Raw genomic sequence first — 16431 nt, 5'->3', positions numbered from 1 at the left:
ATGTAGCATATCTCGTAAAAGACAGGCTTATAATTTAATCTGTAGTGTAGTATAAAATGTGAGAGGCTCTGCAGGAATAATTCCCGGACCAGGATATCCAGTTGCTCTTCTAGTAAAATATGACTCGTCAAGCGCATTATTAAGACCTGCCTCAAGCTTAAACTGCTTCCAAGTATAGGCTGCAGAAACGTCTAGCACTCCATATGAAGGGATACTACCCTCTATACCTCGCTGGTTATCATTTACATCTTGTGGCGCATTTGTCGCATCTGTAAATTGCTCTGTAAGGTAGGTATATTGAGCACTTGCCGTAAAGTTTTTATAACCAAAGTTTACACCGGTTTTTAAATTTACATCTGGTATAAACTCTACCTGGTTACCGGCTACCCCTATCTCTTCAGAACTAAGATACTCTGAACTAGTAAGTGCGAGGTTTGTGAATAAGTTAAATTTAAATTCTGTCTTATCTTCAAAGAAAGTGTTTCTCAAATTCCAGTCTGTAAAAACTTCAAGCCCATAAATAAAAGCATCACCTATATTACCACGACGTCTCTTTATACTACCATCTGTATCTTCAAAAAGCACCTCACCTAGACGCTCATCATAACGCACCCCAAAGGCACTTACATCATAAGCAAACTTATTATCTATACGACCTCTTGCTCCTACATCTATAGTAAAACCTTCTTCATCTTTAATATCTTCATCTACCACAAAAGATGGGTTTACCACTCGTATATCATTAAAAGTAACAGAACGATAGTTTTGACTAAAGTTACCATACAACTCAACAGCCGGAGACAACTGGTATGTAGAACCAAGTCCCAATAATAAAAAGTCACGTTCAAAATCACGATTATCTGGCACTTCTTCATTTACTAGCGGGTTGCCTGCAAGGTCTAAGACAATATTATTAAAAGAACCAGCACTTTCTGTTTTAATGTACTCATATCTAAAGCCAGGGGTAACGGTAAATTTATCTGTAAGATTAAAAATATTTTCTCCAAAAATCGCTAAGTTCTTATTAGGAAAATCAAACTGTGCCTGACGTTCATAATTAGGAAACTGGTCTGTTGCAAAGTTAAAATCTGCATCTGCAGCCGTAGTGCCAGGTCCTTGTTGCTGGCTATTACTAGCATCATAGTACTTACTTCCTATCAAGAAGACTGCATCTTTATCACCTATGCGGTATCTAGTGAGTAATCTCGCCTCTGCTCCCCAGTTTGTAAAATTATCTACAAGAAGTTCTCTAGGCTCTTCTACATCATCTGGCTGCGATACTCTATTTGTTCTAAAACCTACGGCGCTACGTTGTGCATCTAGTCCAAAAACATTTAAACTAAAATCTGTCTTATCACTAAAAGCGTGATCAAGACGCAATGAGTACACCTTCCAGTCCACATCAAACCAGTTACGATCACGGTTGCTAAAGTTAGGGTCTTCTATAAATTGAGCATCTGTAAGACCTCCAGCCTGTTTTGCTAGGTAATTAAAAAGAGTGAGTTCTCCCGTAAGTGTAGTGCGCTCGCTTAACTCATATGCCACGTGTGCAAAATAATTACGACTGTTAAACTGAGAGTTGGGCCTCCAGCCATCACCTTCTTTGTAGTTAAAATATGTGTAGTAGCTCAATTTACCTACCGTACCACTTAGGCTATTAAAAGAGGTAAGCAATCCATACGAGCCTGCGGTTTGCCTTGATATTAATTCAATCTTCTTGTCTTTTACGGGTTCTCTGAATTTAAAATTTATCAATCCGCCAAACTGTGTTCCGTACTGTAAAGATGCAGCACCACGCACTACTTGTATCTCTTTAAGCGCCTCTGCCGGTGGTGTATAGTAACTCTCTGGATACCCCAGCACATCTGCACTTATGTCATAATTATTCTGTCGTATATTAAAGTTTGCAGAGCGATTTGGGTCTAGACCGCGGCCACCTATATTAAGCTGCAACCCTGCATCGCCGTTCTCGTAGATATTAAGGCCTACTACCTGGCTATATATTTGTCTCGGGGCATTTGCAGCAAGGTTTGCCGTAAGTTGATCTACCAGTACTACTTCGCTTTTTTTACCCGCATAGATAGCAGTACCCTCTACTTTTTTAAGTGATCGTAAGGCAAAAATCTTTTCTCTTCGGCTTGTGAGTACTACCTCGCTTAGGGATTCACCTAGGGGTGTAAGTGTATAGTCTTTTACAGTTTCTCCTGTTATACGTATTTGTTGCTCTACAAGTTCATAAGCCAGTCCAAAAACAATGAGATTATACGTGCCATTTTTTATATTTTCAAAACGATATTTTCCAGACGCATCTGTGCTTGCCACTTGATTTGCTTCTCTTAAGTAAATCTCAACATCTTCTAGCGCCTTCCCATCTTGAGAAGAGATTGTACCGCTCAGGCTGTTTTGGGCAATGGCAGTAGTTACTATAAGTATAAAAATAAGTGTATTATAAACCTTTAATCTCATCTGTAAATGGGATAACCCACGTTTTGTGTTTAAAAGAATCTTCTATTTCTGCCAGATTTACCTCTGGATCTATGTATGTTGTACTTAATCTCCCATTAAGAGCGACATACGACTCAACATAGACTTGCACCTCTTGATGACCTTGACTCTCAAAATGATCGCGAAGATAGTGAGCATACTCGAGAATAAAGTCTGGCTGGAAGCTCATTTGCTTTTCTTGCAACGGTGTCAAAAAATCTGCGTTATCTACATAAAAGCGCCTGCCTGTCACTCCGTCTACTATTTTAAACTGAGCGTACCCAGATTTTTCCATAAGCATCACTCGCCAGGAGAAACGATAACCCTCTTCGGTCCAGAATAACTCACCAGGATAAGCTAGGTATCGCCACGGTAATAAAATCTGTATCACAAAGAATATGACAACAACAGCAACCGCATATTTTTTTGAAATAGCAGAACTAGGAACGTATTGCTTACTCGTTTTGAGTAGCGCTGTGGGGTATTTTAACGCTTTCGCGAAAGCGTAAATAATCTTTTTATGAAACGCTGCGTCAAAAAAGATGAGTGCGCTCACAATCATCACATAAGGAAACATCCCGATAGGAAACAACACGCGTGTAAGCACGTGAAAGATTATTACCATTACAAAGGCATAAGGACGCGTCTTTTTATACAGTAAAAAGAAGGGAATAAATAAGTCATAACCCGCACCAAACCAGCTAAAGGCATACTGAACCCACTCCTCACCCATAAGGTTGCCTATAAGAGGTATATCAAATTTAGACGGTAACCATATTTTAAGCGGCATCGCTTTAAAGAGCCAGTCACTATTAAGTTTTGCCAGACCGGCATACACATAAACAATACCCAAAAGCAGTTTTATACTATCAATAGTCCACGCTGGGATGAATTGTGGTGGGGTTGTGTTACGCTTTCGCGAAAGCGTAATAGCATCTATAGAAAAGTAAGCTCCAGCTGGAAGAAATATCATCAAGAAGCTTAACATACTGATGAAGTAGTAGTGGTTAAGATACATTGTCTTATCCATAAGCTCTATGTAGGTAAAGCTTACAAAGAAAATAATAATTGACCAGCGGTACTTAAACCCTACCATCACAAAGAGACTGCTTAATGCACAAATGGCAAATAGCAAGTAGGTATAATCACCTAGTGGTTTTACCCACTCAAACCCATAGAAAGTAAAATGAAAGCTAGGGTCTATATAAAATTTCTTTATCCAGCCATAACTCCAAAAGCGCACAATGCTCGCAAACATTAACACACCAAAAAACACACGAAAGACCGCTAGTGGTGCGGCCTCTCTTTGTGTATTTAAATATGTTGTTATGCGTGTACTCATTAGTTATCTAATCTCCGTCTGCATCTGCAAAATCTATGCTTATACTCATAGCGCTTACCATATCTACTTTGAGTAATGGCACAAGTCGTTGTACCTCATCATAAGCGTTTAAGAAATTTGTAGGAGGGTTTATGGCCAGCTCCTGCTCAAAGTTTCCTAAAGCCGAAACTACGGTTCTTGAAACGTCAAATTGAGAATTGATTATCTCGCTCAAATCTGCCCCATCCTTAATCGCATTAAGTTCATCTAAGTAACTCGCAAGGCTCTCACCTTGTGCGCTACTGTTATATGCTTTACCATTAAAGAAATCTTGTGTAGCGTTGAGTCCTACTATAAAAAGATCTTTTGAGATACCTCCAGCATAAAGTGCTTCTATATTATTAGGCTCAACACTTCCTGAAAAAACGCCTCCGGGGATACCCATTTTTCCTGCTCTTAAGTGCTTCTCAAAATAAAAGATATAATCATTTACAAAACGGTCTGTAGATGCAGTTGCAGATGCACCGTCATTTGCAACAAAGGTTTCTTTGTAATCTCCTTCCCACTCGTTAAATACTGTGGTTGAAAGAGTTTTCATATCTGCTGTTATATCTAGAAGGTATTGCTTGTAAGCATCACCATTAGTACCATTATATATTGCAAGTATAGCTGCGTCGTCTTCACCTAGACCATATAGTAAGTAGTCTATTGCTGGAAAGCCTTTGGCTGCTCTGTTAGAAGAAAGATCTAAGTTATAAGATCCTGCTGTGATGTTATCTTCTATAGTAGCAACATTTGCCGGATAAATATTTACATTAAGACGTAAGTTAACCGTCTCTGCAGGTCCTACTTCAAACATAGATACACGTTGCCAAGTGGTATATGCATCTAGCCAAGCTGCTCTTACCGCGGTAAGGTCATTAGGCGTATCTGTAAATGAGGCTACTTGCGCTTCTAGCGTGTTAACTTTTGCGACAAAGTCTTGATAACCTGGTATTATAATATTATCTGCCCAGTTTGTGAGCATCGCACTACGATCAAAAGTTACTGGAGTTACAGTATCTGTATCATCTGTACTTACTGTGGTGTCATCTCCTCCACAGGCATAAATGAATAGCGAAATTGCTAATATTCCAAAAATTCTTTTCATAAGTAATTCTTTTTTTTACCACCAAAAGGGAGCCAATGGGCTCCCTTTGTAGTTACATACAAACTCAAATTAACTTCCTGCCTGCGTCACTGTAAAATCAAATTGTGCCGCAATAGCAGTAGATATAGCATCAAGTGTTTCTGGAGTTACATCCCATAAACCATTATCTGCCGTAAGCTGACTAATAAATGCATTTACCTCTTCTGTAGAAAGGTAAGGTGCATCTGTATTAGGGTTACGTGTAAACTGTAAGCTATATACAAACCCAAAACCTTCTGATAGATCGTGAAAAGCAGCACCGTAGTCTCCTGCTTCTATAGCATTTTTACCTTGCTGTAAGTAGTATACAGCACGTATACCTACTACTTCAGATAATCTAGTTCTTAATATTTCTGCTTGCTCATCTCTAAGCTCATAATCTCCTGCTACAATTGCAGCACGACCTAGTTTAAAAGCATCAAATACTTCTTGAGCAATTCCTGCAAAATCTTCATCTCCTTCTACTCTACCTAAGTACTTATTAAGAAAGTTATCATCTGTTCCTGCTGTAGCATTTGCATTTGCCGCATCTGCAGCATTACCGTATAGGTAACCAAATGCTTCATCCCATTTGTGTTCCATATTAGTATAAGACTTCCCTTCTACTACAACACCGTTATCATTATCTTCTACATTAGTAGCCTCGTCAAGAACAGCCGTACCTAAATAATTATTAAGCGCTTGATCTATCATAAGAGCTCCTATAAGTCCCTTTGCAACTATCTGGTTGTACTCAAAACCTTGAGCGTTTACATATCTTGTACTCTCTCCATCTGCTATCTGACCAGCTACGCCAGCTTCTGCTACTGTATTTTGAGCCGGAAAAACTTCGTTTACTTGATCTGCAAGACGTGCTTCAAAAAACGCCTTAACTGTTGCAGATCCTGATGCATCACCAGCATAATAATCTGTAGAGGCAGCAACCTTACTTTTTATACTTTTATCTGAAGCGTTTAAATCTTCATTTTCAAAAGGGTTTTCTTCATTTGAAAACATATTAGATAGTGATGCTAAAGTTGCATTATCAAAATCACTCATCTCGCTTACAAGCTCTTGAGCCATTTGTATTCTGGTAGTTTGACCAGAAAAGCTTACAGTACTTTCTCCATCTCTCTCAAAAGAGTATGTAGCCGGTGCCGTTACTTCTATATCTGTACCTCCATCAGTTATTACTGGATCATCATCTTCACAAGATGTAAATGCAATTGTCGTAAGTGCTAGGGCTATTGGTAAGTAGTTCTTCATTTTTATTTAGACTTATTATAAATAGTAAATTTGTTTACGACGGCAAAAATAAGAGAGAGTAATGGTCTACACAACTTTATTTAGAATAAATAAGAATAAGAAATTGTTAAGTATTTGTTTTTTCTACGCAAATGACACTCAAACTATTTATTTTCAAATACTTGAGTACGGTTTCTCTTATTTTCAAATTTTATGAAATACTAAAAAAAATCCCCTTAGAAAACTAAGGGGACTATTGAATCTAAGTTTTAAACTTAATTATCTTCTTCTAGATCTACCAGAACGACTGTTAGATTTATCATTCCTTTTTTCACCAGATGGTTTACTATTACGACTATTACGACGTCCTTGCTGGTGACGCGCTTTATTTTCGGCTGCCTCCTTTTTAAGTTGCTCTAATGTATCTGTAGGTTGAAAACCTTCTAGCACCTCGCTATGAAGTTTTTCTCCTAATAGTTTTTCAATACCACGTACATAAGCAACCTCATCTACCCCTACTAAAGATATAGCCTGGCCGCTAGCTCCTGCTCTACCTGTACGACCTATTCTATGTACATAATCTTCTGGCACATTAGGAAGCTCGTAGTTTATAACATAAGGTAATAAAGGGATATCAAGACCACGTGCAGCAATATCTGTTGCTACAAGCACTCTTATTTTACCACTTTTAAAACCTGCGAGTGCTTTTACTCTCGCATTTTGTGTTTTATTACCGTGTATAGCTGCAGATGTTATTCCTGCTTTATCAAGTTTTTGACTAAGACGGTTTGCACCGTGCTTTGTTCTTGTAAATACCAGTACCTGATCCCAGTTACCTTCATTAATAAATTTTATAAGCATTTCGGTCTTACGAGACTTATCTACTCTGTAAGTTTTCTGGTCTACTTTTTCGGCGGTTGTATTTTCTGGTGTTGCTTCTACTAGTACCGGATTTGTAAGTATACTACTTGCAAGTTTCTTAATATCTTTATTAAAAGTAGCGCTAAAAAGCAGGTTTTGTCTCTTTGCAGGTACTAATCGTAATACTTTTTTAATATCGTGTATGAACCCCATATCAAGCATACGGTCTGCTTCATCAAGCACTAAAAACTCAATATCAGAAAGACTAAGTAGGCCTTGATTCTCAAGGTCAAGTAGTCTCCCAGGTGTTGCTACAAGTATATCTACTCCTTGACGTATGGTACGTACTTGAGGATTTTGGTTTACTCCGCCAAAAATTACTGTAGATTTAATATCTACATACTTACTATACTCGCGCACATTATCATAGATCTGAGCAGCTAGCTCTCTAGTTGGTGTAAGTACAAGCGCTCTTACTTTGCGTCTTCCTTGTCGCGGGTTTGCGATAAGATTGTGTAACATAGGTAATGTAAAGCCTGCGGTTTTACCGGTACCTGTTTGAGCACTGGCAAGAACATCTTTACCTTCTAGTACTTTTGGAATTGCTTTTTGTTGAATAGGTGATGGCGTTGTATAGCCTTTTTCGCTCACAGCTTTGAGCAGGGCGTCAGATAGCCCCAAAGATTTAAATGACATAAATAGGTTTTCTGAAATGACCTATATGCAGCCACTTCTATATAACTGCGAAGGTAGAACTAAATAACGACTTGCTGTCTTAATATCACAAGTAAGAACTAATCCACACACAATTGACGCAACTTTATGCTTTCTTCCAAAATTTTAGCTTCTTTTTTAGCTGTTGCTTTTTATGAAATTTCTCTTGAAAAGACTGAGTTGCATTGCATATAGCTTTGTAAACTTTTTCTTGATCTTCTCCACTTTCTTTCGCATAAGCTTTTGCCATAATAGCAATATCACTCTCATTAAACGAAAGGCGTTCAAAATTTGCCATACGAGTTTCAAAATCCATAGATCCAAAATTCATACGATTGAGATCTACGAGGTAAAAATCATAGCCATCATCCTTGATAACTATAAGCGTATTACCAGGAGAATGATCTAGAAAATGTATGCCTTTATTGTGAAGTGTATACGTGAACTTTGCAAAGGCCGCCAGTATCTTTTTATTACCCTTGTAAATACCTTCGGTTGTGAGCTCTCTATACGTAAGGTCATACTTAAGATGCTTACTTACATAATAACTATGGCCAAAGAGTATAGTTTCTTCTTCAAAATAAGCAATGGGCGTAGGAGTTAAGATACCGTTCTCAAGTAATTTATGTGCGTAAGTAAATGAGCGTTCGGCCTTTGAACTTCTAAAAAATTTATAAGCAATTTTATTTATAAGGTGAGGAACTTTAAATGACTTTACATTAATCGTCTCATCACCTATGTTAAATAGTTTAAGTGAGTTACGATCACGCTCATCAAAGGATTTTCCTTGTGTATCAAAATTTGCAATCATTGCGCAAATCTCCTCTTGCTCGCCTATATATGTCTCAGAAAAAGTGTGTTTCACGAGGTAAAAGTACATATTTGCAAACTATGAAACCTAGCATTAGTATTGCTATCTTTGCGGCTATGTCAAATCAGTCCTCAATCTTTTTAGAAAGCCATAACCTAAAAAATGAATTTTCAGGGTTTGGGCAATTTAACAAGCATCTTATAGACGCACTCATACGTCAAAATTCAAATAATTTTCAATTTGTAATACACGCTAGGGATAAGAATAAATGGAGTGAGCATTTTGGTGAAAATGTAGCAATAAAAAAATATTACAACTTTACCAGAAATAAAAGTATTGGAATACGGAAACGTTTTGATGTATGGCACTCACTCAATCAGAATACTAAAATTGAGCCCCTACGCAATTTACCTTACGTACTAACAGTACACGATGTAAACTTCATAGATGAAATTTCATCTGATATTAACCATAAGAGAAACAAACGTTTTCAAGAAAAACTAGATAGAGCAACGGCTATAACGTACATATCTACTTTTGCAAAACAATCAACACATCAATATTTCAAAGTACCAGAAGTTCCAGAGTATATTATTTATAATGGAAATACTATAAATGAGGTTGAAATCTCGGACACATACAGTCCAAAGATAACACCTGCTAGGCCATTCTTATTTACTATAGGTGACGTATGTGAGCGTAAAAATCAGCACGTGCTTGTTGAAATGCTCAAAAATCTAAGGGATTTTGATCTCGTGATTTCGGGAAAAATGGCCTCAGATTATGCCCAAAAAAAGTTAAAGACAACAATAAAAGATTTGGGCTTAGAAAAACGTGTTCACCTCACCGGACGCATTTCTGACTTAGATAAATTTTATTACTATAAAAATTGTGAAGCCTTTATGTTTCCTACGTTAAGAGAAGGTTTTGGTATACCAGCAATAGAAGCTATGCGTTTTGGCAAACCTGCTTTCATATCTAACAACACTTCCTTACCAGAGGTAGGCGGTGATGTCGCTTTTTACTGGGATCACTATGATGCTAAATATATGGCAGAAATAGTAACATCAGGTCTTGCAGAGGTAGCTCACAATAAAAGCGCTTTTCAAAAGAAGAGTATAACACACTCAAAAAAGTTTTGCTGGGATGTGGCGGCTAAACAATATATAAACGTATACCGAGAGGTACTCAATAAATAAACTAAATGAAAGAAGAACACGACGCAGCACTAGCAGTACTTAAACGCGGGGGTCTCATCCTCTACCCTACAGATACCGTATGGGGTATAGGTTGTGATGCGACTAATCCAGACGCCGTAGATAAAGTATATGCACTAAAAAAACGAGCAGAAAGTAAATCTTTAATCTGCTTAGTAAGTGACTTCAAAATGCTCAACCAGTATGTAGAAAATATACCTGAGGTAGCTTATGATATTCTTAAATATGCTGCAAAGCCTACTACCATTATCTACGACGATCCTATACGTGTAGCGACTAATGTTATTGCACCAGATAACAGTACAGCCTTTAGAGTGTGTCGCAATCAGTTTTGTAATTTTCTTCTTAAAAAATTTAAAAAACCTATCGTTTCAACCAGCGCAAATATTACTGGACAACCTACACCACAAAGCTTTAGCGAGATCTCACAAGAGATTATAGATGGTGTAGATTATGTAGTAAACATAGATCGTAGTCGTAAATCTAGCAAACCAAGTGCTATTATAAAACTTACAGAAGACGGTAAAGTAACTATTATTAGAAAGTAGTTTTTTACGCTTTCGCGAAAGCGTAATTACCCCCACATAAACATACTACATAGGCAACCCTTTTTACAGCTCATTCTACTTTTACAAAGAGGGAATGAAGCCGTACCTTTGCCTTATATTTTACATACCTAATGAATCTTAAAAACGCTTTAAACAATCCTATTTTTAATACCATCTCACGCGCTGCAGATGATTTACAACTCGAGACATACGTCATAGGAGGGTTTGTGCGTGACTACATCCTTAAACGTGGTGAGGTAAAAGATATAGACGTTGTAGCAGTAGGAAGCGGTATAAAGCTAGCTCGCAAAGTCTCTGAACTATTACCTAACAAACCTAAAGTTCAAGTTTTTAAAACCTACGGGACCGCAATGCTACGTTCTAACCAGATAGATGTAGAGTTTGTAGGAGCTCGCAAAGAGTCTTACTCAAAAGATAGCCGCAACCCAGTAGTAGAAGACGGCACGCTAGCAGATGATCAAAACCGTAGAGACTTTACCATAAATGCGCTAGCCATACGTCTTAATGATGAGGGGTATGGAGATCTCATTGATCCCTTTGGAGGGATTAGTGATTTGGATCGTAAAATAATACGCACTCCACTTGATCCAGATATTACCTATAGTGATGACCCTTTGCGTATGATGCGTGCCATAAGATTTGCCACACAGCTTGATTTTATGATAGAACGCAAGTCTATGGAGTCTATCACACGTAATGCAGCGCGTATTAAGATTATTACTAATGAACGTATTGTAGACGAGCTTAACAAGATAATGTTGAGCCCAGTGCCTTCTAAAGGATTCTTATTATTAGAAAAAACAGGCTTACTTCCTTATATCTTACCAGAGCTTGTTGCTCTTAAGGGTATAGATGAGATAGAGGGTCAAAAACATAAGGACAATTTTTACCACACCCTTGAGGTGGTAGATAATATCTCTCGCCATACAGATAATTTATGGTTGAGATGGGCAGCGCTTTTACACGATATAGGGAAAGCACCTACTAAGAAGTTTTCTAAAAAAGTGGGGTGGACCTTTCACGGGCACGAGTTTGTAGGATCAAAGATGGTTTACAAACTATTTAAGCGCCTTAAAATGCCTCTTAATGACAAGATGAAGTTTGTACAAAAGATGGTATTGATGAGCTCACGCCCTATTGTCATCTCTGAAGATCACGTGACAGATAGTGCTGTGCGCAGACTCATTTTTGATGCAGGAGATTATATAGAAGATCTTATGACGCTTTGTGAGGCAGATATTACTACAAAAAACCCAAAACGCTTTAGACGCTACCATAACAACTTTAAGGTTGTGCGTGAGAAGATGAAAGAGGTTGAGGAGCGCGATCACATACGTAACTTCCAGCCACCAGTATCTGGTGAAGAAATTATGGAAACCTTTAATCTTAAACCTTGTCGTGAGATAGGAACGCTCAAAGAAGCCATTAAGGAAGCTATACTAGAAGGAGAGATACCTAACGAAAAAGAAGCTGCCGTTGCCTTTATGATGGATAAAGCAAAGACTATGGGGCTTACTGCATAAGATTATAGCTTATAAAACAAAAATCCCCTTGAAGTATATCAAGGGGATTTTTTATATCTATAAATGACCGTTTTAACCTATCTCGCAGGTTTTGTGACTCCCGTCACAATAAGGAGGATTTTTAGTCATCTTACAATTACATAAATAGGCAGTACCTGTTTTTACTGCCTCAAAACGTAAACTAGGGGTACTCTCTGCCGCTTTATGTCCGCCATCACAAAATGGTTGTTTTGCAGAGTGTCCACAAGTGCACCAAGAGTATTTTTTTCCTTCTTCAAGCTCTACGGCTATAGGTGCTAGACCTGCTACTTTTTTATTATTCTCCATTATATATTAGTTATAATTGAACAGTTTCCTGCTCATTGGTGTTTGTTAATTCTTTAATTATGGGCTTTTCTACCTGAAACATTTTTATGGTATAGGTAAGCAGTGTGGTGTCTCCACGTCTCCCGTGACCAGGTATCACTTGCTTTACATCTGGATACAGATACTTTGCTGTGGCTACGGTCTTTGCCCATTCCTTTAGGTTTGCATCTGCTAGATTGCCTTTTCCTGCTTCTAGAGATTTTATCATACACCCGCCTAGTAATACCTCTGGTCCTTCTAGATAGGCTATCGCATTATCATCTGTATGTGCAGGACCTAAGTAATCCATCTTTACGAGGGTCTTCCCTAGCATCAAACTATCTTTACGCTGAAAAGTATTACTTAAGGTGATTGTATCTCTAGCAAGTAATGCTGCTGTTTTTGACGAGCCATATGTAGGTATGCCTGCTTCATTAAATGCTTTTACACCACCTGCGCCATCTATATGAGCGTGACTCACCATAACGGCCTTTATGGTCGCATTAAGATCATTTTGTATAAAGTCAATAAGTTGTACAGATGTTGAATCATCTAGGGGTGTCTCAAATACAAAAACCTCATCACCCTCCTTACGTATATAACCATTACAAGGTATGTAACCATCTTTACCGTCCTTAAGATATGAGACGTGCATATAGTCTTGATCAGATAGTTTTATTATCTCTAGCGGCCTTAGGTAAGGCTCGGGGGCATACTTACTCTTGTCAAAACAAGAATGTAATAGTAGTACGGCTAGACAGATCCCTAACATCTGCAGTAGTCGCTTCATTGTTTACTTTCGTTTATTTCTTTTATTATAGTTTTTATCGCCTCTAGTCTTAGGCTTCTTGTATTTTTTTGCAATTTCTCTTCTGTAAGAACCTCCTAGATTTACCTTAGAGTTTTTCTCACTCTTCTCGTGAAAAGCTGGTCCCGGAGCATCCTCATCATTTTTATTCCATTTATGAGGATTAAAAATTTCTTTGGCTTCTGGTCGCTCTTCTGGTGTGAGTTCTTTAGAGATTTGAACATCTTCTGGCAGCGTCTCTATAGGTACTTTTACACCCATAAGCGCTTCTATCTCTTCTAGAAAAGCATCTTCGGCTGGAGTGCTTAATACTATAGAAGTACCTTCTTTTTGTGCTCTACCCGTACGCCCTATTCTATGTAAATAGTTTTCAGGAAAACGAGGAGTGTTTACATTTATAACGTGTGTGATATCATCTATATCAAGACCACGCGCCATCACATCTGTAGCTACCATCATACGTACTTTACCTTCAGAAAAGGCATTTATACTGTTGATACGGTAATTTTGCGTCTTGTTAGAGTGTATGAGATCTACTTGTCCCGGAAAAGCTTCTTCAAGCTTAAGGTACAGTCTATCTGCCATACGCTTGTCCCTTACAAAGAGTAGTGTTTTTGGGTACGCTTTCGCGGAAGCGAGCTCCTCCAGTAAGAAGTTTACCTTTGTATAGAAGTTAGGTATTTTATAACCTATCTGTTTGATATTCTCTAGTGGTGTCCCACTACGAGCCACTTTTATGAACTGAGGTTTATTGAAATAATCTTTAATAAGAGCATCTACATCCTCGGTCATCGTGGCGCTAAACATAATGTGCTGTCTCCTTTTTGGGAGTATGTCAAAAATGTTCATAAGCTGCGGTCTAAAACCTAGATCCAGCATCACATCTACCTCATCTATCACTACCTTTTGGATAGATTTAAGTTGCAATACTCTACTCACGGCTAGATCATACAGTCTACCTGGTGTTGCCACTACAATATCTTGCCCTTGGGCTATAAGTGCCTTTTGGGTATTGATATTAGAACCACCATAAACACCCGCAATACGCACATCTATGTATTTTGTGAGCTTTTCAAGTTCGCTTACCACTTGTAGTACAAGTTCTCTAGTAGGGACTAGAATAAGTACACGAGGGTTTTCTTGTCTTGAGTATGGTAATGTTCTTAGTATAGGTAAGAGGTATGCAAATGTTTTACCTGTACCGGTTTGAGCAATTCCTACCACGTCACTTCCAGACATTACAGGCGCAAGTGCATCTACCTGTATAGGAGTAGGTTGTGTGTAACCCATATCATCTAGGGCGTTCCACAAAAATTTATCGAGATTGAGATCTTTAAAGGTCATAGACATTCTCGCGAAAATAGGTTATTTTTTAAGATTCACAGTACTTTACAGGGTATTATCCTTTTAATTTTCAGCTATAAACGGGGTTTCAACTACCATCACTTTCTCAAGATTGTTAAAGCATTAGGTTTTTAAGTCACCGCTTGAACCGTTTTCTGATATGAATATACAAAAAATGCAACCCTTTTGAGGTTGCATTGTGATTGATTACGCTTTCGCGAAAGCGTGATACTACAAGTCTCTTTTCTTTAACAATAGTAAACTTGCATATATAAATAAGAACGTCCATACCGATACGATAGCTATCTCATACCACTCAACACCATAGTTCAATACCATATCAGTTTCTAATTGACTGGCAACAGTTTGTGCAATTTCTAATCTTGTAAAAGGTTCATTCAGTAAATTCCACATTGAACCAAGAGGTAGTAAGTCCCATACTTTCCAAGCAAAATCTTTTGTTACTAAGATTCCTAGAACAATAAATATTATCCATTCAAATATCCACCAGAACAACAAAAAGCCTAGCGCAAAAGCAGATCTTTTTATTAGAATACCTAAAAAAAGACAAAACGAAAAGAAACCTACTAGTTTGAAAAAGAAACCAATCAAAAACTCTAAATCCGAAAAAATAATTGATAACTCATTAAAGTCAGAAAAAATCAATCCAAGAATTATATTTAAAATAAATACAAACAACGTTGATAAAGCTGAAAAAACAACAACGGTTAAGAACTTAGAGAGTATAAATTCCTTCTTACTCAAACCGTCTATGAGGTTTTGTTTAAGCGTTCTATTGCTGTACTCATTTGCTGTCATTGATACTATGACAACAGCTAAGAAAAATTTAAGAATAGCGGCTATAAAAGAATTAAAGTGCCAGATGTATGGAAAGTTAAAAATACCTTGATCTGCAAGCCTAAACTCTAATCCAAATAAGTTAAACTTAAATGAGGCAAGCAGTGCAATGGCAGATAGTAACACAAAGTACCCTATGATAAGGACACGTGATGTCTTGCTATGTCTGAGTTTGTGATATTCTATGGTGAGTAGTCGTAACATTGGGTTGTTTAGTTTTTAGTTAATTCAAGGAATTGCTCTTCTAAGCTCTCTTTGCGCTTTACAAGGTGCGTGAGCACAATACCTTGCTGGTGTAGTTGCGTGTTGAGCTCTTTGGCTTCTAGCGGATTTAATAAAAACCCTGTAAGCAAATCGCCTTCTATCTTTACCTCGCCAAAATCTGAGTGTGCATTGAGATAGGTCTCGAGCATAGATAAGTTATCTGTGCGCAACTCAAAAAAGCCGTGACTGGCATTCATCGCATCTACTCGTCCTGAATATAACTTTACGCCTTTACGTAAGATTACTACGTGCGTACATACCTTCTCTACCTCATCTAGTAAGTGAGAGGCAAGTAGTATGGTAGTTCCTCCTGCGGCAATTTTTTTAATAATCTCACGTATCTGATGTATACCTTGTGGGTCAAGACCATTTGTAGGCTCATCTAGTATAAGTATCTCTGGATCATTAAGAAGTGCAGAGGCAATGGCTAGACGCTGTTTCATACCTAGTGAGTAGGTACTAAACTTGCTATGCATACGATCTAGAAGACCTACAATCTCAAGTTTTTCTTGAATCTTATCTGACGGGACATCTTTAATTTTACAAACCAGTTGTAAATTTTGTGCCGCGGTCATATACGGGTAAAAGTTAGGTCGCTCTATAATAGCTCCCACCTTTTTTAAAGCATTATGTGTGGTGTCTGACCCATCAAACCAGTGAAAGCTTCCAGAAGTAGGATTTACCACATTGAGCACCATACCTAAGGTGGTAGATTTACCACTACCGTTAGGGCCTAGTATGCCATATACGTTTCCTTTTTCTATCGTAAACGAGAGGTCATTTACGGCTTTTACAATGCCGTAATGTTTCGTTAGATTATTAATCGTTAGGATTGTTTCCAATATGAAGTATGTTTTTTGATTGCTAGTGTTTACAAGACGGCTATGTAGACCTTTTGT

The 16431-nt window shown here is 37.9% G+C and carries 14 protein-coding genes; 3 read left to right on the top strand and 11 right to left on the bottom strand.

Annotation, left to right across the window (positions count from 1 at the left end; translation table 11 throughout):
* Positions 1–27: 27 nt before the first annotated feature.
* The 6 genes from I597_RS08355 to I597_RS08330 all read right to left on the bottom strand — a co-directional run bounded on the left by I597_RS08355 (position 28) and on the right by I597_RS08330 (position 8658).
* Positions 28–2466 carry a TonB-dependent receptor gene (locus I597_RS08355; protein WP_035328346.1) on the bottom strand — a complete coding sequence of 813 codons (2439 nt, stop codon included), beginning with the start codon at positions 2464–2466 and terminating at the stop codon, positions 28–30.
* Positions 2447–3826 carry an HTTM domain-containing protein gene (locus tag I597_RS08350; RefSeq protein ID WP_035328343.1) on the bottom strand — a complete coding sequence of 460 codons (1380 nt, stop codon included), beginning with the start codon at positions 3824–3826 and terminating at the stop codon, positions 2447–2449. Before I597_RS08350 ends, I597_RS08355 begins: the two co-directional genes overlap by 20 nt.
* A gap of 7 nt (positions 3827–3833) precedes the next feature.
* Positions 3834–4955, bottom strand: a complete 1122-nt coding sequence (locus I597_RS08345) for an imelysin family protein (RefSeq protein WP_035328340.1) — start codon at positions 4953–4955, stop codon at positions 3834–3836.
* Positions 4956–5024: 69 nt separating this feature from the next.
* On the bottom strand, positions 5025–6239 hold the full coding sequence (locus tag I597_RS08340) for a DUF4856 domain-containing protein (protein ID WP_035328337.1): 1215 nt from the start codon (positions 6237–6239) through the stop codon (positions 5025–5027).
* A 258-nt stretch (positions 6240–6497) separates the two neighbouring features.
* A complete protein-coding gene (locus tag I597_RS08335; protein ID WP_035328335.1) occupies positions 6498–7775 on the bottom strand; it encodes a DEAD/DEAH box helicase in 1278 nt (425 codons plus the stop codon).
* Between the two features lie 124 nt (positions 7776–7899).
* Positions 7900–8658, bottom strand: a complete 759-nt coding sequence (locus I597_RS08330) for a lipopolysaccharide kinase InaA family protein (protein ID WP_035329120.1) — start codon at positions 8656–8658, stop codon at positions 7900–7902.
* A gap of 26 nt (positions 8659–8684) precedes the next feature.
* Here I597_RS08330 and I597_RS08325 point away from each other — a divergent pair, with 26 nt between their 5' ends.
* From I597_RS08325 to I597_RS08315, 3 genes are all read left to right on the top strand, one after another.
* Complete coding sequence (locus I597_RS08325) at positions 8685–9803, top strand: glycosyltransferase family 4 protein (RefSeq protein ID WP_236626666.1); 1119 nt, start codon at positions 8685–8687, stop codon at positions 9801–9803.
* A gap of 5 nt (positions 9804–9808) precedes the next feature.
* The gene (locus tag I597_RS08320; RefSeq protein WP_035328332.1) at positions 9809–10369 is read left to right on the top strand and encodes an L-threonylcarbamoyladenylate synthase; all 561 of its coding nucleotides are present in this window, start codon (positions 9809–9811) and stop codon (positions 10367–10369) included.
* 131 nt (positions 10370–10500) lie between these two features.
* A complete protein-coding gene (locus I597_RS08315; RefSeq protein WP_035328329.1) occupies positions 10501–11913 on the top strand; it encodes a CCA tRNA nucleotidyltransferase in 1413 nt (470 codons plus the stop codon).
* A 72-nt stretch (positions 11914–11985) separates the two neighbouring features.
* On the opposite strand, the gene I597_RS08310 is transcribed toward I597_RS08315, so the two are convergent.
* The 5 genes from I597_RS08310 to I597_RS08290 all read right to left on the bottom strand — a co-directional run bounded on the left by I597_RS08310 (position 11986) and on the right by I597_RS08290 (position 16374).
* Positions 11986–12240, bottom strand: a complete 255-nt coding sequence (locus I597_RS08310) for a CDGSH iron-sulfur domain-containing protein (RefSeq protein ID WP_035328326.1) — start codon at positions 12238–12240, stop codon at positions 11986–11988.
* 10 nt (positions 12241–12250) lie between these two features.
* Positions 12251–13048 carry a subclass B1 metallo-beta-lactamase gene (bla, locus tag I597_RS08305; protein ID WP_052111981.1) on the bottom strand — a complete coding sequence of 266 codons (798 nt, stop codon included), beginning with the start codon at positions 13046–13048 and terminating at the stop codon, positions 12251–12253.
* A gap of 3 nt (positions 13049–13051) precedes the next feature.
* Positions 13052–14410, bottom strand: coding sequence for a DEAD/DEAH box helicase (locus tag I597_RS08300; protein WP_035329114.1), 1359 nt, complete (start codon positions 14408–14410; stop codon positions 13052–13054).
* Positions 14411–14641: 231 nt separating this feature from the next.
* Positions 14642–15472: an ABC transporter permease gene (locus tag I597_RS08295; protein WP_035328325.1), complete on the bottom strand. Its 831-nt coding sequence runs from the start codon at positions 15470–15472 to the stop codon at positions 14642–14644.
* Between the two features lie 8 nt (positions 15473–15480).
* A complete protein-coding gene (locus I597_RS08290) occupies positions 15481–16374 on the bottom strand; it encodes an ABC transporter ATP-binding protein (RefSeq protein ID WP_035328324.1) in 894 nt (297 codons plus the stop codon).
* Positions 16375–16431 lie beyond the last annotated feature (57 nt).

Origin of the sequence: Dokdonia donghaensis DSW-1, from assembly GCF_001653755.1 — a bacterium.
In the GTDB taxonomy this organism is placed as follows: domain Bacteria; phylum Bacteroidota; class Bacteroidia; order Flavobacteriales; family Flavobacteriaceae; genus Dokdonia; species Dokdonia donghaensis.
This window is presented reverse-complemented; position numbering and strand designations above follow the sequence as displayed.